The 24369-nt window shown below is 71.3% G+C and carries 22 protein-coding genes; 10 read left to right on the plus strand and 12 right to left on the minus strand.

Annotated features, from left to right (window positions below):
* Positions 1-59 precede the first annotated feature (59 nt).
* On the plus strand, positions 60-629 hold the full coding sequence (locus tag ACFY0T_RS40675) for a TetR/AcrR family transcriptional regulator (RefSeq protein ID WP_388883022.1): 570 nt from the start codon (positions 60-62) through the stop codon (positions 627-629).
* A 156-nt stretch (positions 630-785) separates the two neighbouring features.
* Positions 786-1556 (plus strand): hypothetical protein, encoded by a 771-nt coding sequence (locus tag ACFY0T_RS40680; protein ID WP_388883024.1) that lies wholly within the window; start codon positions 786-788, stop codon positions 1554-1556.
* A 130-nt stretch (positions 1557-1686) separates the two neighbouring features.
* Here the strand turns inward: ACFY0T_RS40680 and ACFY0T_RS40685 are convergent, their stop codons facing one another.
* From ACFY0T_RS40685 to ACFY0T_RS40695, 3 genes are all read right to left on the minus strand, one after another.
* On the minus strand, positions 1687-2595 hold the full coding sequence (locus tag ACFY0T_RS40685) for a phosphotriesterase (RefSeq protein ID WP_388883026.1): 909 nt from the start codon (positions 2593-2595) through the stop codon (positions 1687-1689).
* Positions 2592-3176: a DUF4865 family protein gene (locus tag ACFY0T_RS40690; RefSeq protein ID WP_388883028.1), complete on the minus strand. Its 585-nt coding sequence runs from the start codon at positions 3174-3176 to the stop codon at positions 2592-2594. Before ACFY0T_RS40690 ends, ACFY0T_RS40685 begins: the two co-directional genes overlap by 4 nt.
* Positions 3177-3279: 103 nt before the next feature.
* Entirely contained in the window at positions 3280-3840 is a 561-nt protein-coding gene (locus ACFY0T_RS40695) for a TetR/AcrR family transcriptional regulator (protein WP_388883030.1), read from the minus strand.
* 211 nt (positions 3841-4051) lie between these two features.
* Here ACFY0T_RS40695 and ACFY0T_RS40700 point away from each other — a divergent pair, with 211 nt between their 5' ends.
* Genes ACFY0T_RS40700 through ACFY0T_RS40710 form a run of 3 tightly spaced genes read left to right on the plus strand, consistent with a single transcriptional unit; the run spans position 4052 to position 7673 of the window.
* Positions 4052-4360 (plus strand): SHOCT domain-containing protein, encoded by a 309-nt coding sequence (locus ACFY0T_RS40700; protein WP_388883032.1) that lies wholly within the window; start codon positions 4052-4054, stop codon positions 4358-4360.
* On the plus strand, positions 4357-5115 hold the full coding sequence (locus ACFY0T_RS40705) for an ABC transporter ATP-binding protein (RefSeq protein WP_388883034.1): 759 nt from the start codon (positions 4357-4359) through the stop codon (positions 5113-5115). The genes ACFY0T_RS40700 and ACFY0T_RS40705 overlap by 4 nt, the downstream gene beginning before the upstream one ends.
* Complete coding sequence (locus ACFY0T_RS40710) at positions 5112-7673, plus strand: ABC transporter permease (RefSeq protein WP_388883036.1); 2562 nt, start codon at positions 5112-5114, stop codon at positions 7671-7673. The genes ACFY0T_RS40705 and ACFY0T_RS40710 overlap by 4 nt, the downstream gene beginning before the upstream one ends.
* 422 nt (positions 7674-8095) lie before the next feature.
* Here ACFY0T_RS40710 and ACFY0T_RS40715 read toward each other — a convergent pair whose 3' ends face one another.
* Together ACFY0T_RS40715 and ACFY0T_RS40720 are read right to left on the minus strand one after the other, a co-directional pair.
* A complete protein-coding gene (locus ACFY0T_RS40715; RefSeq protein ID WP_388883038.1) occupies positions 8096-8611 on the minus strand; it encodes an ATP-binding protein in 516 nt (171 codons plus the stop codon).
* A gap of 404 nt (positions 8612-9015) precedes the next feature.
* Positions 9016-9339 (minus strand): hypothetical protein, encoded by a 324-nt coding sequence (locus tag ACFY0T_RS40720; RefSeq protein ID WP_388883040.1) that lies wholly within the window; start codon positions 9337-9339, stop codon positions 9016-9018.
* 312 nt (positions 9340-9651) lie between these two features.
* On the opposite strand from ACFY0T_RS40720, the gene ACFY0T_RS40725 reads away from it, so the two are divergent.
* Entirely contained in the window at positions 9652-10776 is a 1125-nt protein-coding gene (locus tag ACFY0T_RS40725; protein ID WP_388883042.1) for a PLP-dependent cysteine synthase family protein, read from the plus strand.
* Between the two features lie 345 nt (positions 10777-11121).
* Here the strand turns inward: ACFY0T_RS40725 and ACFY0T_RS40730 are convergent, their stop codons facing one another.
* Both ACFY0T_RS40730 and ACFY0T_RS40735 read right to left on the minus strand, forming a co-directional pair.
* On the minus strand, positions 11122-11601 hold the full coding sequence (locus ACFY0T_RS40730) for an SRPBCC family protein (protein WP_388883044.1): 480 nt from the start codon (positions 11599-11601) through the stop codon (positions 11122-11124).
* A 151-nt stretch (positions 11602-11752) separates the two neighbouring features.
* Positions 11753-12583 carry a DeoR/GlpR family DNA-binding transcription regulator gene (locus ACFY0T_RS40735; protein ID WP_388883046.1) on the minus strand — a complete coding sequence of 277 codons (831 nt, stop codon included), beginning with the start codon at positions 12581-12583 and terminating at the stop codon, positions 11753-11755.
* A 278-nt stretch (positions 12584-12861) separates the two neighbouring features.
* Between ACFY0T_RS40735 and ACFY0T_RS40740 the strand changes: the two genes are divergently transcribed.
* Positions 12862-15213, plus strand: coding sequence for a hypothetical protein (locus ACFY0T_RS40740; RefSeq protein ID WP_388883048.1), 2352 nt, complete (start codon positions 12862-12864; stop codon positions 15211-15213).
* Positions 15214-15276: 63 nt separating this feature from the next.
* Here the strand turns inward: ACFY0T_RS40740 and ACFY0T_RS40745 are convergent, their stop codons facing one another.
* From ACFY0T_RS40745 to ACFY0T_RS40760, 4 genes are all read right to left on the minus strand, one after another.
* On the minus strand, positions 15277-17709 hold the full coding sequence (locus tag ACFY0T_RS40745) for a right-handed parallel beta-helix repeat-containing protein (RefSeq protein WP_388883050.1): 2433 nt from the start codon (positions 17707-17709) through the stop codon (positions 15277-15279).
* Between the two features lie 157 nt (positions 17710-17866).
* Positions 17867-18472 carry a hypothetical protein gene (locus ACFY0T_RS40750; RefSeq protein WP_388883052.1) on the minus strand — a complete coding sequence of 202 codons (606 nt, stop codon included), beginning with the start codon at positions 18470-18472 and terminating at the stop codon, positions 17867-17869.
* Positions 18473-18658: 186 nt separating this feature from the next.
* A complete protein-coding gene (locus ACFY0T_RS40755) occupies positions 18659-19483 on the minus strand; it encodes an MOSC domain-containing protein (RefSeq protein WP_388883054.1) in 825 nt (274 codons plus the stop codon).
* 45 nt (positions 19484-19528) lie between these two features.
* On the minus strand, positions 19529-19972 hold the full coding sequence (locus tag ACFY0T_RS40760; protein ID WP_388883056.1) for a DUF6643 family protein: 444 nt from the start codon (positions 19970-19972) through the stop codon (positions 19529-19531).
* Positions 19973-20271: 299 nt separating this feature from the next.
* On the opposite strand from ACFY0T_RS40760, the gene ACFY0T_RS40765 reads away from it, so the two are divergent.
* Positions 20272-21591, plus strand: coding sequence for a TerD family protein (locus tag ACFY0T_RS40765; RefSeq protein ID WP_388883057.1), 1320 nt, complete (start codon positions 20272-20274; stop codon positions 21589-21591).
* A gap of 4 nt (positions 21592-21595) precedes the next feature.
* Here the strand turns inward: ACFY0T_RS40765 and ACFY0T_RS40770 are convergent, their stop codons facing one another.
* Positions 21596-22771, minus strand: coding sequence for a glycosyltransferase (locus ACFY0T_RS40770; protein ID WP_388883059.1), 1176 nt, complete (start codon positions 22769-22771; stop codon positions 21596-21598).
* Positions 22772-22829: 58 nt separating this feature from the next.
* On the opposite strand from ACFY0T_RS40770, the gene ACFY0T_RS40775 reads away from it, so the two are divergent.
* Complete coding sequence (locus ACFY0T_RS40775) at positions 22830-23615, plus strand: glutamate racemase (protein WP_388883061.1); 786 nt, start codon at positions 22830-22832, stop codon at positions 23613-23615.
* 204 nt (positions 23616-23819) lie between these two features.
* Complete coding sequence (locus ACFY0T_RS40780) at positions 23820-24365, plus strand: hypothetical protein (RefSeq protein ID WP_388883063.1); 546 nt, start codon at positions 23820-23822, stop codon at positions 24363-24365.
* Positions 24366-24369 lie beyond the last annotated feature (4 nt).

Raw genomic sequence — 24369 nt, forward strand, 5'->3', positions numbered from 1 at the left:
GAGTAATTTATTCCAGGAGTAGGATAGATGCTAACCGTCATCTGATCGAGGAGGTGCTCATGGGCCGGGTGTCGCAGGCGCAGGCGCGGGAGAACCGCAAGCGGGTCGTGGAGACGGCCTCGCGCCTCTTTCGCGAACAGGGCACGAGTGTGAGCGTCGCCGATCTGATGAAGGCGGCAGGACTGACCCACGGCGGCTTCTACAAGCAGTTCGACTCCAAGGAAGCCCTGATCGACGAGGCGGTCAGGCATGCGTTCGACGAACTGGCCCAGTGGCGCACGACCGCTCTGGAGGAGCACGAGGGGCGGCGCGAAGAAGCCCAGCAGGCCATGATCGACGCGTACCTGTCTCCCCGGCACCGGGACAACGCGTCCACAGGCTGCCCCGCCGCGGCGCTCGCCGCCGACATGGCCCGCGACAGCGGTGATCCCGAGGCCCACCGTGCCTACTCCGAAGGCGTACAGGACTTCGCCGCCTGGCTCGCCACCGACGACCAGGACGGCATCACGAGGCTGTGCACCATGCTCGGCGCCGTCGCACTGGCCCGTGCCGTCAAGGACTCGCCGCTGTCCGACCAGATCCTCACCACCGCACGCGCAACACTCAGCGGTGATCTCCGGGAGGGATAGCCCAGCCGTCGTACTCATGCGGTCAGGCCGGCACCGGGCGGCCGGCCAGTTGCGCATACGGCGCCGCGGGCCCACGGCCGGGCCGTCTCTTGTGGATCAATCTGAGGTCGCAGACCCTGATCCGTCCTGACCGGGGGCGCAACCTAGCCTGAAGTCATGACGGATGACGTGGGTTTCCGGGTGGGCGACGTGCTGTCGGTCGCCTGTCCGTTCACTCAGACCCGGGTTGATGAGGGCTTGAAGTGGGATCACCTGTCGTTGGAATGGCCGTGGTGGCGACCTGACCCCGACAGCGAGTTCGTCCACTGGAACGGGATCGTGGCACTGGGAGTCGACGCGAGCACCGTCGTCTGGCACGAGATGGAACTCTTCCGCACCGACCCGGCACCAGAACATCTGAAACCGGGTGACGTGTGCCGGGTGGGCGTGCCGCCGACAGTGGTCCATGTGACCGCGGTCGACCACTTCGATCCCCCGCTGGAGACGGGCTGGCTACCTCGCCCGCACCTGGCCGTCGCCGTGCTCCCCCGGGGTCTGTCCTACCGCGAGGTCCCGGCGGACAGCCATGTCAACGGCACAGGCTACGAGATACATCCGGGCGACGGGACACCATTCACCTTCGACCTGCTGTTCAGGCCGTACGCATTCCTACAGCCAGGTGACGAGGTCGCCGACGCCGCGGGGCGGGCATGGCGGTTCGACGAACCCTGGGACTGGTTTGCCTTCGACGGTCAGGAGGTCCCCGAAGTCCCCGAGTGGCCATTGGCGCTCCTGACCCGCTCCGGGACACCGTGCACCCCGGATGACGCCGCGGCAGTGGCCGGCGCCACTGCGGCCGGATCCCACCAGGAGACCCTCCTGCACTGGACCCGCCTCACCGACGCCACCCCCACTCCCCTCGGGACAGTCGTCCCACGACTTCAATGAGTCACTCTCGTCCGCCGAAGTTCCGCTCCCGCCTGCCTCGGGACGCCACGCACGCTCCCCCACTGTCTTAAGGGCGTGGGAGGCGAGGCTCGCCCTTCGGGCGGACGACGGGAATGTGACGCGACACCGCCTAGCGCCAATCGGCTGCGAAGGCGCGCCCGGGATTCTCCGTGAGGATGCGGTCCACCAGCTCCTTACCCAGGGCGAGTTCGAGCCTGGGGCGCACCCGTCGCAGCAGATACGGCATCCCGGGGCCGCCGTTGACCGAGCGTGCCGCGGCGGTCGTCGTGTCGCCGCCGAGGAGCAGGCGGTGGCCGAAACCCGCGTCGGCGAGGGCGCGTACGGCGTCGGGCATGCGCCAGTCGGTGGCGTGATGGGCGCGGGAGGGACCGTCGAAGGCGAGGTAGGCGCCCGCCTCGGCGGCCTCGCGCTGCACCACGAAGTCTGGCGAGCGGTTGAGGTGGCCCAGGATCACCCGGCGCGGCGGCACGCCCAGCTCGCCGCACAGCAGGTCGAGTACGTCGAGGGCACCCGTGCCCAGTTCCAGGTGCACGGCGATCGGCGCCCCTGTGGCGTGGTGGGCCTCGGCCGCGGCGGTCATCGTCCAGCGCGCGTGCGCGTCGAGGGCGTGGAAGCCGCCCGCGACCTTGATCAGTCCGGCGCGGACACCGGAGGTGCCGATGCCGGACATGAGCTCGGAGACGAAGACGTCGGCGAGCCTGCCGCGCAGCCCGGTGAGCAACTCCGGTGCGTAGTGCGCCGCTTGGTGCAGTCCGGTCGCGGCGACCACGTGGACGCCGGTGTCGCGGGCGAGCGGCGGCAGGTCGGCGGCGCGCCTGCCCAGGCCGTACGGCGTCCACTGCACCACGCTGGTCCCGCCCTGGGCGCGGAACGCGGCCAGCTCGGCCCGCGCGGCGGACATGTCGCGCAGTTCCTGGCCAGAGAGTTGGGGGCTGGCGAAGAAGAGGTGGTCGTGCGCGTCGCACACCCCCAGGTCCTGTGGGAGGACGTCCCCGGCGACCGTCCGAACGGCGCTCACCACTGCCGACCCCGCGGCAGCCGGTCGCGTTCCGGCGCCGACATGTGCAGCACCTGGAAGATCTCACCCGAAGCCTTGGGGGAGTCGTGGTCCCAGAGCGAGAAGTGCACCAGCTCCCAGCGCCGCGGATCGACGGCTGCCGTCGCACACACCGCGCCGTCCAGCGCGGCCAGCCGACCGGCCTCGCGCACGGCCTCCTCCATCACCTCCGACAGCTCCACTCCTTCGGCGATGGGTTGCCGGCGCCGCACCGCGACCTTGGCGGGCGAGCCGGCGGCGCCGCCCTCCTCGTACGCGAGACCCGTCCAGTGCTGCACCACGGGGCGCCCGAAGTCGTTGACGAGTCCCTGGAATGCGCCGCCCCACAGGAAGGAGTTCATCCCCTCGGCGGTGTTCCACAGATAGAACGGCGCGTACTGGTTGACCGGCGAACCGTCCACCCCGCGCTCCCGCATCAGATACGTCTTGAATCCGAGCCCGTCCCAGTTGTCGAGCAAGTGCCCGATCCGGGAGACACGCCCGCGGATGATGTCCATGTCGTAGTCGGCGGGGAAGGTGAGCTCGTACTGCATGGCGTGCATGGGAAGGGCCTTCCTTGGGCTTCCTTGGGCTTCCTGGGCTTCCTCGGGCGGGAGAGGCGTCCGGGTGGCGGGGGCCACGCGGTGTATCTCACGCGGTGTTCGCTTATCGGAGAGGCGCGAGCAGGGCGAGCAGACCGCGAACCCCCGTGTCGAAGGCCGCCGGTGAGCCGGAGGCGCGGGCCAGGACATAGCCGCCCTGGACGGTCGCGAGGATCGTCGCGGCGATCTCCTCCGCGTCGAGCGTGGGCGCGAACTGGCCCTGTTCCTTGCCCTCTTCGACGATTCCGGCGAGTCGCTCGCGCAGCCAGTCGAGCGTCTCGTCGACCGGCGCGCGCAGCTCGTCGCTCGCGATCACCTCCGGGTCCATCGTCAGCCGCCCGACAGGGCAGCCACGCAACACGTCACGCTCACGGCGCAGATACGCCTCGATGCGCTCGTACGGCGATCCGGGCGCGCTCAGTACGCCCTCGGCGGTAGCGCGCATCTCCTCGGCAGTGCGGCGGATCGCGGCGAGGGCCAGATCGGGCTTGCCCTTGAAGTGGTGGTACATGCTGCCCTGCCCCGCGCCGGCGTGCTGCTGGATCGCCTTGGGGCTGGTGCCCACGTAACCGCGTTCCCACAGCAGCTCGCGAGTGGACTCGATCAGTCGCTCCTCAGTGCCCATGCAGTTCACTGTACATACTAGTAGGTACAGGAGTCGAGGCCTTCAAGGGGGAGCCCAGGACACCTAGGGAGCAGCCAGCGACGCCCCGCGTACTCCCACGGAGGTATGAGCACGGCCGCTGGCCGTACGACGACTTGGACCCCTTCCCGGAGCGAATCTCGAAGCATCGCAACAGATCCCACCGCATATCCCACTGAGGAGATGACTCGAGATGCAGACCCTGGCGAACTGGGACGGCGGCCCCGGCCCGTGGATCCTCTTCTTCCCGCTGATCTGGGCAGCCGTCGTGATCGGCGTCGTGACCGTCCTGCGCCGCACCGTCGGTCGCGGTCGCCGCGGTCCGTGGCGCGCGATGGGCGGCTTCGGCCCCGAGGGCGACCCCCGTCCGACGGGTGACTCGCCGATCGCCGTACTCGGCCGCCGCTTCGCCTCCGGAGAGATCGACGAGGACGAGTACTGGCGCCGGCTCTCCGTCCTGGACGAGCAGTTCGGGCGTACGGGCAAGGGGGGAGCGGCATGACCACCGCGACCACGACGCGTCATGCCGCGGGTGTCACCGACGCCGTCAAGGTGTACGGCAGCGGAGACACCGCCGTGCGGGCCCTGGACGGGGTGAGCGTCGGGTTTCCGGCCGGGCGCTTCACCGCGATCATGGGGCCCTCGGGCTCCGGCAAGTCCACCCTGATGCACTGCGCGGCAGGCCTGGACACGCTCACCTCCGGAGCCGCGTTCATCGGCGACACCGACCTGGGCACGCTCGACGACCGCCGTCTGACCCTGCTGCGCCGCGACCGCATCGGCTTCGTCTTCCAGGCGTTCAACCTGGTCCCGACGCTGACCGTCGCGGAGAACATCACGCTGCCGATGGACCTCGCCGGATCGAAGGGCTCGCGCGATTGGATCGACGCGCTCGTCGACGTCGTCGGCCTGCGCGACCGGCTCCACCACCGCCCCAGCGAGCTCTCCGGCGGACAGCAGCAACGCGTCGCCGTGGCACGGGCGTTCGCCGGACAGCCCGATGTCGTCTTCGCCGACGAACCCACCGGCAACCTCGACTCCCGCTCCGGCGAGGAGGTCCTGAACCTCCTCGGCCGCGCGGTGCGCCAGATGGACCGTACGGTCGTCATGGTCACCCACGACCCGGTGGCGGCCGCGCACGCCGACGAGGTCGTCTTCCTCGCCGACGGACGTCTGGTGGACCGGATGGAATCCCCGACGGCCGACAAGGTCCTCGACCGGATGAAGGCCTTCGACGGCAAGGGGGCGCCGTCATGAACGCCTCCCTACGCATCAGCGTCTCGTCCCTGCGCGCCCACAAACGGCGCTTCGCCGGTACGTTCTTCGCGGTGCTCCTCGGCGTCGCGTTCCTGGCCGGAACGCTCGTCATGGGCGACACGCTGCGGGCGAGCTTCGACACGATGTTCGGCGATGCGACGAAGGGCACCGATGCCGTCGTCCGCAGCGCCGGCACCATCACGACGCCCGGCGAGAGCCAGGGCGTGCGACAGCCCGTCGACACCGCACTGGTCAAGTCGATCGAGCAGACCCCTGGTGTCGCGGCCGCCGTGCCCGACATCCAGGGCGCGGGCCAGCTCGTCGGTGCGGGCGGCAAGCCCATCGGCGGCCAGGGCCCGCCCACCCTCGCGGGCAACTGGATCGAGGACCCGAAGCTCAACGCGTACCAACTCGCCGAAGGCCGCGCCCCGTCGAAGTCCGGCGAGGTCGTCGTCAACCGAGGGGCCGCGAAGAAGGGCGATCTGAAGATCGGCGACACGACGACCCTGCGCACGCCCGATCCCGTCAAGGTGACGATCGTGGGTCTCGCTACCTTCGGCGGCGAGGACGGCATGGCGCAGGTGACGTTCACCGGAATGACGCAGGCCGACGCCGAGAAGTACCTCACCGCGAAGCCCGGAGAGGCCGCGAGCATCCGCGTGCGGGCCGGCCCCGGCGTCAGTCAGGACCAGCTCGTCTCCGACCTGACTCCCGTCCTGTCCAAGGGAGTTGAGGCCATCACCGGCCAGGAGTCGGCCCAGGAGAACACCGACATGATCTCCAGTCAGTTCCTGACCCTCTTCACGACCTTCCTGCTCGTGTTCTCCGGCATCGCGCTGCTCGTCGCGACCTTCTCCATCCACAACACCTTCGCGATCGTTGTCGCCCAACGCACCCGCGAGAACGCCCTGTTGCGTGCCCTCGGCGCCTCCCGCCGCCAGGTCACCGTCTCGACCCTGGTCGAGGCGAGCGTCGTGGCCGTGACCGCCTCGGCCGCCGGCCTCGCGGGCGGCATCGGCATCGCGGCCGGACTCCAGGCACTCTTCCCGGCCATCGGATTCCCGTTCCCCGACGGGAACCTGGTGATCAGCGGACTGTCCATGCTGCTGCCGCTCGCGGTCGGCATCGTGGTCTGCCTCGGCTCCGCCCTGCTGCCCGCCGTACGCGCCGGACGCACCGCGCCGCTCGCCGCGCTGCGTGAGACGGCCGTCGACCAGTCGGGAGCCTCGCGCGGCCGCGCGATCGTCGGCGGCGGGCTGGCCGCGCTGGCGGTCGGTACCACCCTGACCGGCGTCCTGGCGAATCCGTCCCTGTGGCTGGCCGGGCTCGGCGCCGTACTCGCCCTCGCCGCCTTCGTGGTGCTCGGCCCCGTCGCGTCCTCGACCGCCGTACGCGTCCTCGGCATCCCCCTCGACAGGCTGCGTGGCGTCACCGGCGGACTCGCCCGGCGCAACGCGCTGCGCAGCCCGAAGCGGACCGCCGCCACCGCGAGCGCCCTGATGATCGGCGTCGCCGTCGTCTCGCTGTTCACGGTCTTCGGCGCCTCGCTCAAGGCCACCATGGACCAGACGGTCTCCCGGTCCTTCGCGGGCGACGTCGCCGTCAGCACCCCGTCGTTCGGCGCAGGCGGCAGCGGACTGAGCCCGAAGCTGGCGCCCGCGATCGCGAAGCAGCCCACGGTCGAAAACGCCGTCGGCCTGGGCCGCGGGGTAGCCGAAGTCGACGGCGAGGGGCGCGCGTTGACCGTCACCGACGCGGTCACGCTCGGCAGGGTCTTCGACCTGGGCGACGTACACGGCTCGCTGGACGACCTGGGCACCGATGGCATCGCCATCACCCAGAAGGAGGCCGACAAGCAGCACCTCAAGACCGGTGACACGACCCGACTCACCTTCACCGACGGCAAGAAGGAGAACTTCATCGTCCGAGCCGTCTACGGCCAGTCGGAACTCGCGGGCGACTACGTCATCACCCGCGCCGCCTGGGCCCCGCACCGCACCCAGGACTCCGACACGTTGGTCGCCGTCTCCTTCAAGGACGGCGTCAGCACGGCCGACGGCAAGGCCGCGGTGAAGAAGGTCGCGGACCAGTACGGCAACCCCGAGGTGCAAACTCGCGGCGAGTACGCGCAGTCCTCGGCCGGCGGCATCGACATGATGCTGACCCTGGTCTACGCGCTGCTCGCCCTCGCGGTGCTCATCGCGCTGCTCGGCATCGCCAACACCCTCACGCTCGCGATCCACGAGCGCACCCGTGAACTGGGTCTGCTGCGGGCCGTCGGACAGACCCGGGCGCAGCTGCGCGCCATGGTCCGCTGGGAGTCGGTCCTGGTGGCCGCCTTCGGCACGGCGGGCGGGCTCGCTCTCGGCGCCTTCCTCGGCTGGGTGCTCGTCAAGGCCTCCGACGGCGCCTCGGACACCGCCTTCGCCTTCGCGGTTCCGCCGTTGCGGCTCGTGGTGGTGGCGCTGGTGGGCCTCGCGGCCGGAGCTCTCGCGGGACTGCGCCCGGCCCGGCGGGCGGCACGCCTCGACGTACTGCGCGCCATCGCCACCGAGTGAGCCACCACCCAGGGACGCACCGCCTTCGCCCTCCAGGAGCGTACGAGGTGGGGGTGGGAACTGGTCGTCGGGGAGTGTGTACGAGGACGGTTTGACTCGATCGTGTGATGGTCGGCTCGCGGGCTTGCGGTGCCCTGGGCGGACCGGGGTAGCGTCGCCGTGCGATCTGGGACGCCGGATGCGGTGCCGGCGTGCGGGGCCCCTGTTCCACCAGCGAGATGGTCCAGGGCCTCCCCGTCGCCTCTGGCCGCATCCATATGGCCAGGTCGTGAGGGACTCCGCCCACCCGGCTCGGACCACGGACAGGATTCGTGTCGCCGCCCGGGATGCGAAAGCGGACGACCAGTGCGCCCAGCACCGTTCGGGGCGTGCGGCTGATCAGGTTCACTCCTGCTCAGTCCAAAGGAACGGTCACCGCCCGGTCAGCCGGCAACGGCGGACCGGGCGGGAGCGTGTTCCGGCCTGAGGCCGTCGACGTTGTGCCTGCGCGTGGTCTCGCGGGCCGTGTCGTATGCCGGGCGGACGGGCGCCGTCACCACGGGCGCCGGCGCCGGAAGCGTGAACCACACGACCTTGCCCGACTCGCCGTCGGGACGCACGCCCCAGCTCTCGCTCACGGCGGCGACCATCGCGAGGCCGCGTCCGGTGGTGGAGGTCGGGTCCGCGTCGTGCACCTCGGGAAGGCGGGGGTCGTGGTCGCGCACCGAGACCGTGAGCCGGTCGAGTAGCAGCTCGATCTCCACGGTGCACAGCTTGTCGGGCTGGGCGTGCCGGTGGACGTTGGTCAGCAGCTCGGTCACTCCGAGCGCGGCCCGGTCTATTAAGGCGTCCAGATGCCAGTAGCGCAATTGTGCAGAGACGATTCTGCGGACCTGGCCGATCCGCGACGGCAGGGCTTGGAGCTCCACCGTGCAATGCCTGCTTGGCTGGCTGATCACGGCTGCGACTCCCCGAATTGAGGTCCGGAAGAAGACGGAGATCGGATCCAGCAGAGTGGCTGAGTGGAACGGCCGCCTGCTGTGGTGGCCGGCGGGCTGGTTCGCAGCGTTATCGCCGGTAAACCCAGAGTGATGTGAGACCAGCGTGACTCAGGGGGTGCGGTCCTGCAACTCGCGGCACTTGCCGCCTTCGCGGCCGCTGTCCGAACCGCAGGGCCCCGCTGCTTCGCGGCTTGCTTCACCCTGCGAGACCTGCTGCTTCACGAATTGCTTCAGCTGCTGCGCCCACTGCCCCGCGGGCTGGCTCAGCTGTTGCGCCCCCGCTGTCCCGCGGCCTGTTTCAGCTGTTGTGCCCCGCTGCCTCACGCACAGCTTCGCTGCGCCGTGCTGCCAAGCGCACCGCGTCAGCCGCTGCGCCCCGCCGCCTTGCGTACCGCCTCGATGAACCGGCGCGCCGAGGGCGGCCCCGGTGTGCCGGGCGCGGGGTCGTGTTCACCGAGGGTGAGGGAGTAGCGCGTGCCGTTGACGTCGGCCAACGCCCGGTCCTCGTGGGCGAACCAGGGCTTGGACGCGCGCACCGCCTGCACCGGCGCGCTGTCGATCTCGCTGCCGTAACTGGTGAGCAACTGCAGCCTGCCGTCGCTGATCCGGACCTGGCCGGCCCGGGTGAGTGAACGCAGCCTCTTCCCGATCCGCACGCCCGTGGCCGTGAACTCCGGCTCCGCCATGATGCCCCGCCCCCTTGTGCGCCGCGGTGGTGCTCTGTCGTGATCCAGTGTGCATCCCCGTCGGGGACCGTCGCCCCGTGCGGTGCAGTCTGCCCGCAGGCGGCGTCGAGCACCAGTGCGCATGGCGAGCCGGCGGCAGGGATGGGAGCACACGCCGGTATGCGCCCCCATCGCCTCGCGAGCCGCCCCCAGGGGTGCCTTTGGGGCGCTCAAAGGTGTGTTTATGCAGGTGAGAAGCGTGCGGAAGGTGTTTATCATCGAGGCGTCCGACCAGCTGAACCGGCGTCGGCACGATGCGTAAGGAGCCCCGCCGTGAGCAGCCCCCAGCAGACCCGGACCGGTGAAACCCTCGACGTCGACCACAGCGACGCGGAGTACCGGGCCTGGCTCAAAGAAGCCGTCCGCAAGGTCCAGGCCGACGCCAACCGCTCGGCCGACACGCACCTGCTGCGTTTCCCGCTGCCCGAGAAGTGGGGCATCGACCTGTACCTGAAGGACGAGTCGACCCACCCCACCGGCAGCCTCAAGCACCGCCTCGCCCGCTCGCTCTTCCTGTACGGGCTGTGCAATGGCTGGATCCGGCCGGGCCGCCCTGTCATCGAGGCGTCCAGCGGCTCTACGGCCGTCTCCGAGGCGTACTTCGCCAAGCTCATCGGCGTGCCCTTCATCGCGGTGATGCCGCGCACGACGAGCGCCGAGAAGTGCCGCCTGATCGAGTTCCACGGCGGGCAGTGCCACTTCGTGGACGACTCGCGCAAGATGTACGAGGAGTCCGCCGCCCTCGCGGTCGAGACCGGCGGCCACTACATGGACCAGTTCACCTACGCGGAACGGGCCACGGACTGGCGCGGAAACAACAACATCGCTGAATCCATCTTCCGCCAGCTGGAGTTGGAGCGTTTTCCGGAGCCCGCGTGGATCGTCGCCACGGCCGGTACCGGCGGCACCTCGGCGACGCTCGCGCGCTACGTCCACTACATGCAGTACGACACCCGCATCTGTGTCGCCGACCCGGAGAATTCGTGTTTCTTCGAGGGCTGGACCACCGGCGATCCGGACGTCAACTGCGACCGCGGTTCGCGCATCGAGGGCATCGGCCGGCCGCGTATGGAGCCGAGCTTCGTGCCCGGTGCCATCGACCGGATGATGAAGGTGCCGGACGCGGCGAGCGTCGCCGCCGTACGCGCCCTGGAGCAGGCCATCGGCCGCAAGGCGGGCGGCTCGACCGGCACCGGTCTGTGGAGCGCGCTGAAGATCGTCGCCGAGATGGTGGCGCAGGGGCGTACGGGAAGCGTGGTCACCCTGCTGTGCGACCCCGGGGACCGCTATCTCGACAAGTACTACTCGGACGCGTGGCTGGCCGAACAGGGGCTGGACATCGCACCGTACACGGCGGCGATCACCTCGCTGCTGGAGACGGGCGTGTGGCCGTCCTGACCTGGGCCGGGCGGGTGGCGCGTCAGACGAGGCCAGGCGTGGGCCGGACCTGGCGAGGTCAGGCGTGGGTAAGACCTGGCGAGGCGCCCGCCGTGTGCCGCCTCGGCCGGCACTTGGGCGCGTGCCTGCTGACAAGCGCGGGTCGGATCTGACTGAGCCATGCGTTGGCCGGATCTGACGAGGTCAAGCGTGCGCCATGGCTGGCAGAGGGCAGGCGGGCGTCGCGCCCGGCCGCATGCAGGCGGACGTCGCATCCGGCCGACGTCAGGGGGGTGTCGCATCCGGCCGCATGCAGGCGGGTGTCGCGTCCGAGCGCATTCAAGCGGGTGTCGCGCCCGGCCGCATTCAGGCGGGCGTCGAAGCCAGTCGCCGGTCCAGCGCACTCACCGCGTGGCGGAAGGCGCGGCCCATACCTGCCCGGCCCACCTTGAGGGTCCCGCGGAAGAGGGCGGTCCCGTCGGCGGCGAAGGTCCACTGCACCCGGGTGCCGGTCCCGTCGGGCGTGAGGCGCCACTCCTCGACCAGGGCACGGGCCCCGGGCGCGTTCGTGACGTCGACCCGGTACGCGTACAGCTCGGGGGCCCTGGACGCGAGGACCGTCTCCTCGAAACGCGTGCCGCCCAGGAGCCGGACCTCGCGCCCGGCGCCGTCCTGGGTCGGCCGGGCGAGCGTCACGGCCGAGAACCACTCGCTCCAGCCGGGCACGTCCTCGGCGAGCGCGTGGAAGACCGCCTCCGGGGAGGCGGCCACCTCTCGTGCGAACACCAGGCGCAGCGGAGCGGTCTCGACGAACTCGGGTCCCACCGGACGCAGACGGCGTGCCATGGACAAAACCCCCTAGCGGGAACGGAGCCCCGGGCGGCAGCGGGCGATGACGTGGGCGCGCCCGCTCCGCGGGTGGCGCGCGGGCACCGTCACAGGCGCCGCGAGCGGTGTCACCTGCGGCACGGGCAGCGTCACCATAGCTGGCGGACCGTCAGATGTCTGTATCGTCTCCGGGTTCACCGGCCACCACCAGGCGCCTCAGGTGTTCCGCGATCTCCGCGCGTGCCTCGGCCGGCAGCCCGGCGTCGGTGACCAGCGTGTCGACCTGTTCGAGCGCGGCGAACGAACTCAGGCCCACCGTGCCCCACTTGGTGTGGTCGGCGACGACGATGACACGCCGTGCGGACTGCACGAGCCGCCGGTTGGTCTCGGCCTCCGCCAGGTTCGGCGTCGACAGCCCCGCCTCGACCGATATCCCGTGCACGCCGAGGAACAGCACATCGAAGTGGAGCGCCGCGATGGCCTGATCGGCCACGGGCCCGACGAGGGAGTCGGACGGCGTGCGCACCCCGCCGGTCAGGACGACTGTGGCGGCGCCCTGCCGCTGACCCGAGGTGCGCTGCGCGGAGTGGAACACGTCCGCCACGCGTACCGAGTTGGTCACCACGGTCAGGTCCGGGACGTCCAGGAGCTGATGGGCCAGCGCGTACGTCGTCGTACCGCCCGAGAGCGCGATCGCCGAGCCCGGAGCGACCAACTCGGCGGCGGCGCGCGCGATGTCCTCCTTGGCGGTCAGCTCCAGACCCGACTTGGCCTCGAAGCCCGGCTCGTGCGTACTCGCCTCGGCCACCGGCACCGCGCCGCCGTGCACCTTCTCCACGACGCCCTGACGGGCGAGGGCGTCGAGGTCGCGGCGGACCGTCATGTCGGAGACGCCGAGCTTCCGGGTCAGTTCGTTCACACGGACGCCACCGCGGCGGCGCACCTCGTCCAGGATCAAGGCGCGGCGCTGCTCCGCGAGGAGGTTCTGATTCTCACTCACGGCCGCTCCGGTCCTTTCGCCACTGACTGCCCGACACTCCGTCCGCACCCACTCCCACGTGGACATTCTCCTTGTCCGAGGTCTGGAGGACGACCCATCCTTGCACGGGTCACCGACAGTCGCGCCACTGCCGGCACGGTCACCGGCCCCTCCCGTGCCGTCACTGTCACACGTATCGGGGAGATTCCGTGACTACAGGTGTGCGCACCTCTCGGAGTGGAGATCCTTGTTCCTGCACATGACACACGCAACACGCGGCACGGGGGAAGTGCAAAACAGTGGGACGTGCACGGGAAAATGCCTCGACGGGGGAGCTCGGCAGCCCCGCACAGCGGCCCGAAGCGGCCGAAACCGCCCTTGAACTCCTGGTCCACGGTGTCGGTGGCACGACGCCGGAGGAGATGCTGAACGATCCACGCACGGTCCGGATCACCGGCGACACGACGGCTGCGGTCTACCGGCGCGTCGACGACGCCGATGCGGAGCGGCGTCCTGACGACTACCGCGGCAGACCGGTGCACGAGGCCTATGTGTGGTGCAACCTCACCTCGGGCAACGGCGCCCGCGCCCTGTGGCTGTTACTGCTGCCCTTCATGGTCGTCAACCTCGCTCACTGGATGCGCCCCACCGCCCGCGGCCGGAAACGGACGGTCCGCCTGTACGGTCTGCTCGTCCGCCTCGCCGGACTCACCCTCACGGTGCTGCTGGTCGCCGCCGCCTGCGAGGTCGCCCTCGACCTGACCGCCTGGCAGTGCGCGGGCACGCGCGCGTGCGCCCAGGAGCACTCCTGGCTGGGGTTCCTCTCACCGGACGTGTCCGGCGGCGGCTGGTGGAGTCAGCCGGGCCGACGCCTCGCCCTGGCCTGCCTGGTGCCCGCCGCGCTGACCGGCCTCCTGTGGTATCTGTCCCACCGCACCTGGAGCGCGTACGAGTCGCAGCAGCCGATGTCCCGCGAGGCTGAGCCCGACGAGGAGGCCAGCCGCACCGGGCTCGGCCGGCCCGGGTTCTGGTACGGGCGCCGGCTGGTGGCCCGGCTGCGTGCCGCGCACACCGCCGCGGGCTTCCTGACGGTCGCCGCGGCGGTCGGCACCTCCGCGGCCCGCCACGACCGTGCGTCCGGTGGCCCCGTCGTGCTCGACACGCTGGGGTGGCTCCTGGACGCAACGCTCGCGGTGGGCGCGGGCGTTGTGCTGTGGGTGGTCTGCCGCCGCGGCCGCAGCGAGAACCGGCTGGACCAGGAACTGGACCAGACCCTCGTGCGCTGGCTGCCCGTCGGCTCGATCGTCCTGCTCACCCTGACCCTGGTGTACGCCGGGTGGTCGCGGCCGGGCTGGCATTCGGCGGGGCGACTGCCCGGCGATATGACGTTCGGAGGCATCGCCCTCGTACAGGGGCTGCTGGTCATCGTGCTCGGCGTGGTGGCCCACCTCCTGTACCGCACCCGGCCCGACGCGCGCACGGCGATGCGCGGTCTCGCGGGTCCCGCCGTCGCGATGCTGGCCTGTGCGCTGGGCGGCGTGATGTCCGGAGGGGTGTCCCAGCGCGTGGCCGACTGGCTGGACGGCACCCGGGACTCGATCCCCGGCCCGCCCGTGCTGCTGACCTGGCAGGCCTCCGTGATCCCCCCGCTGCTCGTCGTGGTGCTGGGCCTCATCGGCTGGCTGGCCCGGCGCACCTGGCAGCTGCGGAGCCGGGAGATGGGCAGCGTGGGGCTCGACTACAAGGGAGAGCCCAAGGACGCCGCCCGTACGCGCCGCATCGCGTCCACGCGCGCGATGGCCGCCCTCACCGACCGGGCGCCCCTCATGATCGGCATCATCTCGTCCGTGACGCTGCTCCTGGGCGCCGGTGCCCTGGCCGGGGCCCTGGCGACGGAGGACCCGCCGGGCGAGGCCGCGCAGGGGGCGTACGCCTTCGTCCAGGGCGCCGCCGAGACAGCGCAGGCGCTCGGGTCCTGGCTGATCGGCTTAGGCTTCATACTGTTCGTCACCTGGGGCCGCCGCGCCTACAAGGACCCCGCCGCCCGCCGCACCATCGGCATCCTCTGGGACGTCGGCACGTTCTGGCCGCGCGCCGCCCACCCCTTCGCACCCCCCTGCTACGCCGAGCGCGCCGTGCCCGACCTGACCTGGCGCATGGCCACCTGGATCCGCGCCACCGGCGGACGGCTCGTGCTCTCCGGGCACTCCCAGGGCAGCGTGCTGGCGGCCGCCGCGGCCTGGCAGCTGAGGCCGTCGGTCCGCAAACGCGTTGCGCTGCTCACCTATGGCTCACCCCTGGAGCGCCTGTACGGGCGCTGGTTCCCGGCCCACTTCGGTCCGGCCGCCCTCACCTCGCTGCACCGCGAGGTCGCCTGCTGGCGCAATCTGCACCGCCTGACCGACCCCATCGGCGGGCCCGTCCGGCTGCCCGGCGACTGCGGCCCCCAGGTCGACCGCGAGCCCCTGAAGGACCCGCTCGCCTACGGACGTACCGAGCGGCACCCACTGCCCGCGCCCATCCTCGGACACTCCGACTACCAGGCGGATCCGGCCTTCGCCGAAGAGCGGGAACGGCTGCTGGCACGACTGAGGCCGGACGTCCCGGCCCCGCGCGCACAGGACGACGACGGCCTGCCCCAGGGCAGCTGACGACGGCGGCCCTCGGGGCGGGCTGAAGGCGGCGGGCCTCAGGGCGGCTGGCGCCGGTGCGCCTCAGGGCAGCTCCGGCAGGTCCTCCGCATAGAGCAGCGTGAGGTCGTCGGTGCTCGGCTCGTCCAGCTGGGCGACCCGCCCCGCGTGCCGCTCCACCATCGCCTCGAAGGTCTGCCGCGCGGTGCGGCCATTGCCGAACGCGGGTCCCTTCGGGATGGCCGTGAAGTACTTCAGCAGCGCCTCGGCCGCGCCCGGGGCCAGCCGGTACTCGTGCTCCTCGGCCTGCTGCTCCACGATCCGCAGCAGCTCCTCGGGGACGTAGTCGCTGAAGGTGATGGTCCGTGAGAAGCGGGACGCCACACCGGGGTTGACCGAAAGGAACCGCTCCATCTCGACCGTGTACCCCGCGACGATCACCACCACCGCCTCCCGGTGGTCCTCCATCAGCTTCACCAGCGTGTCGATGGCCTCGCGCCCGAAGTCGCGGCCCGAGTCCTCCGGCGACAGCGCGTACGCCTCGTCGATGAACAGCACACCGCCACGCGCCCGGTCGAAGGCCTCCTGCGTACGGATCGCCGTGGAGCCGATGTGCTCGCCGACCAGGTCCACTCGGGACACCTCGACGAGATGGCCCTTCTCCAGCACGCCCAGCGAGGCAAGGATCTCGCCGTACAGCCGGGCGACCGTGGTCTTGCCGGTGCCGGGGGAGCCCGTGAAGACCAGATGGCGGCGGACGGAGGCCGCTTTGAGGCCCGCCTGCTGTCGCCGCCGGCCCACCTCGATCATGTCGGTGAGGGCCCGCACCTCGCGCTTGACGCTCTCCAGGCCCACCAGCGCGTCGAGTTCACCGAGGACGGCCTTCGACGTGCGCGCCGGCTGCGCGGGCGGCACGGCGGCTACGAGGGGCTCCTGCTCGGTGGTGCGCTGCCCGGGGATCGCGCCCAGCAGGCTCGCCGACGGGCTCGACGTCTGTACGGCGGTCTCGTGCGCCGGCGGTCGCAGTCCGGCGCTCTCGTCGCTGGTGCAGTCCTCGACGACCGGGCCACCGCCCGCGCCTTGCGCGGCGCCGTCGGCGAACTCGTAGCCCCCGCGCGCACACCGCTCCGTACGGCACTTCTTCAGCGTCGCGCGGCAGCCGTCGATCACATGGAAGCCGTAGCCCCCGCTGTCGGTCACCCGGCAGTTGAGGAAGCTGCCCCGGCCACCCGCCGACACATAGAAGCCCGCCTCGGCGGGTGAGGTGACCGTGCAGCGCTCGATGGTGGGATCGGCGCCCTTGGTGACGATCACGCCGGTCTGGGTGCCGTCCACGGTGCAGCCGGACAGGGTGCCGCCGCTGCCATGGTCACGGAACCAGGCGCCGGTCGCGGCGTCCCGGATACGGCAGTCGTCCAGCTGCGCGGTGGCGCCGTCGCTGACCGAGACGGCGGTGTTGCGCACCTGCGAGAGGTCGCTGTCGACGACATCCGCACGCGAGCCGCGGTCGAGGACGAACAGGGCGTCCGGCACGTCGTGCACCCGGCAGGAGTCGAGGACCGCGGTCGCGCCGTCGCTGACCCACACCGCGGGGTAGTCGCCGGTGCTGTCGAAGATCTCGCACTGGTTGGCGTCCACACGCGTGCCCGGGTCCCAGACCGACAGACCGTTGCGCCCGAACTGCCGCACGCTCGTGCGCGTCAGCGTGAGAACCGAGCGCGAGCGCAGATCGACCGCGTTCTCCGGGATGTCGTGGAGGCGGCAGTCGGCGAGCGTGAGCACCGCGTCGGTGTCGAGGGTGACGCCGTCCGCGGTCGTGCGGTGCACATCGCAGTCGGTGAGATGAGCCGTGGCCCGCCCGGTGATCTGCACCCCGGAACCCTTGACCTCGTACACCTCGCAGCCGACCGCCTCCAGCGAGGAGTTCTCACCGGTCGCGGACAGGCCCGCACCGGAGGTGTGGTGCACCCGGCAGCGCTCCAGGCGCGGATGGGCGCCCCCGCGGACCGCGACGCCGGACTGACCGGCCGCGACGACCTCGCACTCCTCGAACACCCCACCGCCGCCGTCCAGTACGGCGATACCGATCCCCGCCGGATTGTCGACCGTACAGCGGCGCACGGTCGGACGGGCGCCGCCGCGCACCTCGATCCCGGCCGCGGACCGCGTGACGATCCGCACGTCCAGGAGCTCCGGAGTGCCCTCCTCGACGAGCAGCGCGGGCGCCGCCGAGTCCTGGCCCTCCACGTGCAGGTCCTGGACCACGGCGGAGGCGCGCACGGTCAGCGGCACCCCGTCCACCGGCGCGATGCGCACGGAGCCGGGGGAGCCCTCGGGGCCGCGCAGCGTCACCGCGCGCTGCACCACCAGGTTCTCCCGGTAGGTGCCGGGAGCGACGGTGAGTACATCGCCGTCTGCCGCGGCCTCCAGTGCGGCGGCCAGCGATGCGTACTCTCCCGTGCGGCGCCGCCACCGCGAGGTGCCGGTGTGCGTCACCTGGACCGTGCCCTGTGCCATGGCGCTGTTGTGCCCCCACCTCGTCGTACGCGGGTCTTGTGAGGCCTTGCTGAAAGCCCGTCGGGATCAAGGACAGCCTCTCACGACGTGCCGAACAGTTCGGCCGGTCCACCGTAGCGTGCGCGGAGACGCGGGGTTGACCGGAGCGGGAAGGCCGTCAGCTGCCGGTGCCGGCCTTGCCCCAGTCGGGGCCCGCCTTGTCCCATGCCTGGTCCCAACGGGCGTACCGCCGACGGATCATGCGCCAGACGATCAGCCGCCTGCCGCCCTCGACGAGTCCCGCGGCCATCAGGGCCGCGCCGAACCCGGCCAGCACGGCGTGCGTCGTCGCGGTGGCGCTGTCCAGCGGGCGGCCGACTATTCGGCCGTGCAGGTCGGTCCAGATCGTGAAGTGGTCCCCGGGATGGGGGGACTTGAGCGCGGCTATCACCGTGCCATGACGCACGGTGCCGTCCGGCGCCGTCCAGTCGGCCTGCACGCGGCTGTGGGCGTCGCGTGCCGACGAGGTCTCGGGGTCGGGCTCCAGCGGGCTGCGGGAGAGCTTTTTGACCACGGTGGCCGCCACTTCGTGGCGGGCCTGACGCTGGTCGCGCACGGACTGCTGCAGGGCGTCCTGGGCCGAGGCTCCGACGGCGGCACCGATGAGGGGCGCGGCGACGAGGATGAGCAGGATGGCCGCGAGAGCCAGCCAGGCCTCGACGAGATCGGTCGTGCGGCGCAGCGGATTGTGCCGCCAGCGCCAGAGTCCGCTGATCGCTCGCACCGTCCCGCACCCCCTTCCGCGTCCGTGATAACCCGCAGCGGAGCCGTTCACGCGAGAGCCCGGGGAAGAGAGAGCGAAATCACCCCTCCCATGGGCCTCTCATGAACTTCTCACACAGTCTCAACGATCGTGCCCAGGGCCCTGGTTCCCTCCCCGCGGGCCGATTGGCGGGCTTGATCGCGCGGGCTATTCGAGGACCGTGACCGGATCGCCGACGCGCACCGTGCCGGGGGACTCGGGCACCAGGTTCTGCCCGAAGACCAGCTGGCCGCCGAAGCGGCGGTGGCGTCCGAGGGTGCGCAGGGGCTCTCTGCCGCGCTCGGCGGTTGTCTGGTCGGTGGTGGTCACGACGCATCGGCCGCACATCTTGGCGACGCGGAAGGTGACTTCGCCTATGGCGATCCGCGACCAGTCGTCCTCGGCCCAGGCGGCCGTGCCGGACACGACCGCGTTCGGCCGGAAGCGGTTCATCGGGAGTGGACCCTCATGGGCGTGATCGCCTTGTGCGATCAAGGAGTTGAGGGCCTTCAGCGAGGCGAGTGTGGTGACGAGCAGCGGATAGCCGTCGGCGAAGCTGACCGTCTCGCCCGGGCGCGCGAAGTCCGGGTCGACGGGCCGGCGCGCAGCGGGATCGTCCATGTGGACGAGACGGACATCGGCCCCCAGATAGTCGCTGCACCAGGCGTGCGCGGCGGCGTCGGCGAGGACGGCTTCCACCTTCTCGCCGAAGATGTCCACCGTCGTCGTGCTGCTCGGCTCGGGCACGGCAACGCTCACCGGCTCACGCCCCTGCGCGGACAGACGGATGCCGCCGCCGGGCAGCAGCTCGGCGGCGGCCAGCGCCAGCGGCGGCTGCTGGCGTTGCGTGACGACCTTTCCCCCGTCGTCGATCAGTACCCAGCGTCGGTCTCCGGCCAGCCCCCAGGGCTCCACGACGGCCTCCCGGGGCGACTGGCCCTGGAACGCCTTGACCGGATGGACATGGATCGAGTGCAGCTCCGCATTCCCCATGACCGCCATGGTGCCAGCAGGCACCGACAATCCGGCACGAATACGTCAGTAGCCGCGGTACTGCTGGCTGTTGTACGGATCCTGGTAGGGGGCCGGAGCGGGGCGGGGAGCCGCGGGGCGCATTGCCTCGTAGCCCGTGCCGGTCGCCATGGGTCGCTGCTGCTGTTGCGGCTGGGCGCCCGGATATCCGCGCGGTCCCCCCGCCTGCTGCGGGATGTACGGCGCGGGTGCCTGCTGCAGCGGAGCGGGCTGCTGGGCCTGCGGGTAGCCGTACGACGGAGCCTGGTGCGAGGGCCCGGCCGGCAGGGCGGGCAGTGCCGACGGGAGCGCGGGCAGATGGCTGCCCGTGTCGTAGGCGGCGGGAACCCGGATCGGAGCGATCTGGGGGGTACCCCGCTCGGCGACGAGGGAGTCGTAGATCGGGGTGTCCGGGAAGAAGGACGGCGCGGAGTAGTAACCGCCGCCATAGGTGGAGCGGGGGGAGGTCATGGCACATAAGTTAAGCCCACGATGTGCTGGTTGGGGAGACCGATAAGAGGGTTGTTTTCCGTGTCGGCAGTGACGCGGGATCCCCAATGCGAGCGAACTCGGCAAAAAAGGACGCCAAACGGCGCTCGGATCGTGTAAAGGCCGAGTTCCTGACGGGTTACCGGCGGTTGACCACGGATCTTCCTGTGCGGGTCATGGGAGTTCGGTGGGTCGGGGCATTAGGTTTGGCGGGAACGGAGTCAGTGGACTGCCCGAGGCGCGGCCCGGCGCGGAGACACGTGATGGGGGCGTACATGTCAATGCCTAAGGGATCGAATGTTCCCGTGCCGACGACCGCACTGCGCGTCGAATTGGGCTGGCGTTCAGGACCGGGGGTGCCCGACGCGGATGCCTCCGCGCTGTTGCTGGTGTCCGGAAAAGTCCGTTCGGACGGCGACTTCGTCTTCTACAACCAGCCCGCGCACTCCTCCGGGGCAGTGCGGCACGAGGGCAAGCGGGACGCCGGGGGTCAGGTGACGGACGCGCTGCTCGTCGACCTCGCGCGCGTGGAGCCCGCCATCGAGACCGTGGTGCTGGCCGCCTCCGCCGACGGCGGCACCTTCGGGCAGGTGCCCGGGCTGTACATCCGGGTGCTCGACGCACAGCACGGCACGGAGGTCGCGCGCTTCGACAGCGCCGACGCGACAGTCGAGACCGCCTTCGTGCTCGGCGAGTTCTACCGGCGCCAAGGCGCCTGGAAGTTCCGCGCCGTCGGGCAGGGCTACAGCACCGGACTCGAAGGGCTCGCCACGGACTACGGGATCACCGTGGACGAGCCGCAGCACGCGGCACCACCGGCCCCCGTACCGCCCGGGCCCGGCACGCGTGTGCAGGGTCCGCCGCCCGTGGCTCCGCCGGTGACCATGCCGCCACCGGTCGCGCCCCCCGTGACCATGCCGCCGCCCCCGATAGCCCCGCCGCCCGCGGCGCCTGCGGCTCCGGTCCGCCTGTCCAAGGTGACGCTCACCAAGGAAGCCCCCTCGGTCTCGCTCACCAAACAGGGCGGCACGTCCGGCACGATGCGGGTGAACCTCAACTGGCAGGTGCGCAAGCAGTTCTCGGGGTGGGGCAGCAAGCGGGGCCGGGCCGTCGCGATGCACGCGGACCTCGACCTCGACCTGTGCGCCCTGTACGAGCTGTCCGACGGCCGCAAGGGAGTCGTCCAGGCACTCGGCAACGCCTTCGGGGCGCTGCATCAGCCGCCGTACATCCATCTCGACGGCGACGACCGCACCGGCGCCGTGGCCAGTGGCGAGAACCTGTCGATCAACCTCGACCACAAGCAGAGCTTCCGGCGCATCCTCATCTTCGTGACCATCTACGAAGGAGCGCGTTCCTTTGCCGACCTGCACGCCACGGTCACCCTCCAGCCGCGGAACGGTGCGCCGGTCGACTTCTCGCTCGACGAGTGCACGGTGCCCTCGACCGTCTGCGCCCTCGCCCTCATCACCAACAACGGGGGCGACCTGGTCGTCCAGCGCGAGGCCCGCTACCTGGTCCCCGAGCGCGGAGTGAGTCCTCAGCGCACCGTCGACTACGCCTACGGGTGGGGCATGAACTGGACCCCCGGCAGGAAGTGAGGGCTCAGCTCTCGTCGAGGGCGGTGTCGGGGCGTGCGTAGGTGCGGCCCTTCCAGGCCGCGCCGCGCCCCCTGTAGTGCTGCACCGCGGAATCGACCGTCATCAGGAGGTACAAGAACGCGGTGACCGGCAGCAGCGGAGCCAGCCACAGGGGCTGCCGGTAGTAGCGGAGCATCGGCAGATACGTCGCCGTCATCAGCAGCCACGCGAGCCCTCCTGCCGTCGCCGCCCACGCGTTGCCCGCGGCCAGGCCGACGACGAGAGCGACCGGCGGCACCAGGTAGACCACGGCAAGGCCGACGACTGTTCCGGCGAGCAGCAGCGGGTTGTGCCGCAGCTGGGCGTACGCGCTGCGCGAGACCATCCGCCACAGGTCGTGCAGCCGCGGATACGGCCGCACGCTGTCGACCCCCTCGGCGAGCCCCAGCCAGATGTGGCCCCCGCCGTGCTTGACCGCCCGGGCCAGTGCCACGTCGTCGATGACGGCATGCCGGATCGCGTCCGGAATCCGCGCCCGCTCGGCGGCGTCCGCACGCAGCAGGACGCATCCGCCCGCCGCGGCAGCCGTCCGCGAGCCCTTCACCGCGATCCGGCGGAAGGGATAGAGCTGGGCGAAGAAGTAGACGAAGGCGGGCACGACGAGCCGCTCCCACACGCTCTCCACGCGCAGCCGGGCCATCTGCGAGACGAGGTCGAAGCCACCGGTGCGCGCCGCCGTCACCAACTCCCGCAGGCTGTCGGGGGCGTGGGCGATGTCCGCGTCCGTCAGCAGCAGATATTCGGGTGCACGCGCGCGTGCCAGGCCGATGCCGTGGCGCACGGCCCAGAGCTTGCCGGTCCAGCCCGCGGGCGGCTCCCCGGGCGAGTCGACGGTGAGCGGCAGCCCGCCGTGCGTGCCGGCGAGCTCACGAGCGAGTTCCCCGGTGCCGTCCGAGCTGCCGTCGTCGACCAGGAAGACCTCGGCCCGCCCCGGATAGTCCTGCGCCAGGAGCGACGGCAGGCTCGCGGGCAGCACGGCGGCCTCGTCCCGCGCCGGTACGACGACACAGACGGACGGCCAGTCGTCCGGCTCCCGGCGCGGGGGCAGTCGTACATCCGTACGCCAGAAAAAGCCCTGGCCGAGCAGCAGCCACAGCCACGCGGCCAGTGATCCCACAGCGGTCCACACAACGGCGCTCACCCGCCGCAGTTTGCCCCACCGCAGCCGCCCGTTGAGGCGGATCGTCTAAGGTGACCGGGTGAAGATCGCGCTCATGGACTCCGGAATCGGACTGCTCGCCGCTGCCGCCGCGGTACGTCGACTGCGGCCCGACGCCGATCTCGTGCTCTCCTCGGACCCCGGCAGCATGCCGTGGGGGCCGCGCACGCCGGAGGACGTCACCGCGCGCGCCCTCGCGGTCGCCGAGGCCGCCGCGCAGCACCGGCCGGACGCGCTGATCGTCGCCTGCAACACCGCCTCCGTGCGCGCCCTGCCCGCTCTGCGTGCCCGCCTGGAGCCGGAGGTGCCCGTCATCGGCACCGTCCCGGCGATCAAGCCGGCCGCGGCGGGCGGCGGACCCGTCGCGATCTGGGCCACGCCCGCCACGACCGGCAGCCCCTATCAGCGAGGCCTCATCAGCGAATTCGCGGACGGAGTGACCGTCACCGAAGTGGCCTGCCCCGGGCTGGCCGACGCCGTGGAGCACGCGGATCAGGCGGCCATCGACGCCGCGATCGCCGCGGCCGCGGCGCACACCCCCGCGGATGTAAGGGCCGTCGTCCTGGGCTGCACCCATTACGAGCTGGTCGCCGAGCGGATCCGCGCCGCCGTCCAGCAGCCCGGCCTCCCCCCACTCGCCCTGCACGGCTCCGCCGGGGCGGTCGCCGCCCAGGCGCTGCGCAGGATCGGCGAGCTCCCGGACCCCGAGGCTCCCGCCGACTCCGCTGTCACCGTGCTTCTCAGCGGCAGCGAGGGCGCGCTGCCCGCGACCGCGCTGGAGTACGAGGAAGGTCGCCTTCTGGCGGCGGTCAGCCACGCCCGCTGACGGAGAGTCACCGACTGACACCCTGCGTACGACCACTGTCGGCCACGGACGGACACGCGCCGTACGACCACCGCCGGACCCCGACCGACACACGAACACCGCCGGTCACCGCGCGTACGCCCTCCGTGCGGCGGCCGCCCACCCGGAGCAGTAACGCTCCGCAACCCGGTGCCCGCGGTGCGGAACCTGAGTACTCTCATTGGCATGAGGGACCACCCCCACGGCGAAGAGACCCCGCACCCGGAGGTCTGGACCGGTCGCGCGACCAACCGCGTCCAGTGGCTGCCCGCACTCGGCGGTGCTGCCTGCCTGGCGCTCGGTATCGAGCTGGCCGTCGACTCCGTGTGGACATCGGGCACGGCCCCGCTCGTCATGTCCGTGGTCGGATGCATCGCGGCCGGACTGCTCATTTTGTTCGGCACGCTCGCGTTCGTGCACGTCGCCGTGAAGGTCGACAAGGACTGCATCGAGGTGCGCTGCGGCCACATCGGTCTGCCGCGCCGCCGCATCCCCCTCTCGAACGTCGTGGGCGCGGAATTCGCGCCCCGGGTCACCCCACGCCAGTGGGGCGGCTGGGGCTACCGGTGGCGGCCCGAGAAGGGGACCGCCGTCATCGTCCGGCGCGGCGAGGGCGTGGTGCTGCGTCTTGGCGACGGGCATACGTTCACGATCACGGTGGACAACGCGGAGGCGGCGGTACGGATCATTCGTGACCGCCTGAGCCCGACCGTTCCCGGCCCCGTGACCTGACCCG

The sequence above is a fragment of the Streptomyces sp. NPDC001530 genome (assembly GCF_042894545.1).
In the GTDB taxonomy this organism is placed as follows: Bacteria; Actinomycetota; Actinomycetes; order Streptomycetales; family Streptomycetaceae; genus Streptomyces.

Excerpts from the sequence above, each read along its gene's own strand:
- ACFY0T_RS40675 (WP_388883022.1), top strand. The coding sequence starts at position 60 with ATGGGCCGGGTGTCGCAGGCGCAGGCGCGGGAGAACCGCAAGCGGGTC.
- ACFY0T_RS40680 (WP_388883024.1), top strand. The coding sequence starts at position 786 with ATGACGGATGACGTGGGTTTCCGGGTGGGCGACGTGCTGTCGGTCGCC.
- ACFY0T_RS40690 (WP_388883028.1), bottom strand. The coding sequence starts at position 3,176 with ATGCACGCCATGCAGTACGAGCTCACCTTCCCCGCCGACTACGACATG.
- ACFY0T_RS40695 (WP_388883030.1), bottom strand. The coding sequence starts at position 3,840 with ATGGGCACTGAGGAGCGACTGATCGAGTCCACTCGCGAGCTGCTGTGG.
- ACFY0T_RS40700 (WP_388883032.1), top strand. The coding sequence starts at position 4,052 with ATGCAGACCCTGGCGAACTGGGACGGCGGCCCCGGCCCGTGGATCCTC.
- ACFY0T_RS40705 (WP_388883034.1), top strand. The coding sequence starts at position 4,357 with ATGACCACCGCGACCACGACGCGTCATGCCGCGGGTGTCACCGACGCC.
- ACFY0T_RS40710 (WP_388883036.1), top strand. The coding sequence starts at position 5,112 with ATGAACGCCTCCCTACGCATCAGCGTCTCGTCCCTGCGCGCCCACAAA.
- ACFY0T_RS40720 (WP_388883040.1), bottom strand. The coding sequence starts at position 9,339 with ATGGCGGAGCCGGAGTTCACGGCCACGGGCGTGCGGATCGGGAAGAGG.
- ACFY0T_RS40730 (WP_388883044.1), bottom strand. The coding sequence starts at position 11,601 with ATGGCACGCCGTCTGCGTCCGGTGGGACCCGAGTTCGTCGAGACCGCT.
- ACFY0T_RS40745 (WP_388883050.1), bottom strand. The coding sequence starts at position 17,709 with ATGGCACAGGGCACGGTCCAGGTGACGCACACCGGCACCTCGCGGTGG.
- ACFY0T_RS40755 (WP_388883054.1), bottom strand. The coding sequence starts at position 19,483 with ATGGGGAATGCGGAGCTGCACTCGATCCATGTCCATCCGGTCAAGGCG.
- ACFY0T_RS40760 (WP_388883056.1), bottom strand. The coding sequence starts at position 19,972 with ATGACCTCCCCCCGCTCCACCTATGGCGGCGGTTACTACTCCGCGCCG.
- ACFY0T_RS40765 (WP_388883057.1), top strand. The coding sequence starts at position 20,272 with ATGCCTAAGGGATCGAATGTTCCCGTGCCGACGACCGCACTGCGCGTC.
- ACFY0T_RS40780 (WP_388883063.1), top strand. The coding sequence starts at position 23,820 with ATGAGGGACCACCCCCACGGCGAAGAGACCCCGCACCCGGAGGTCTGG.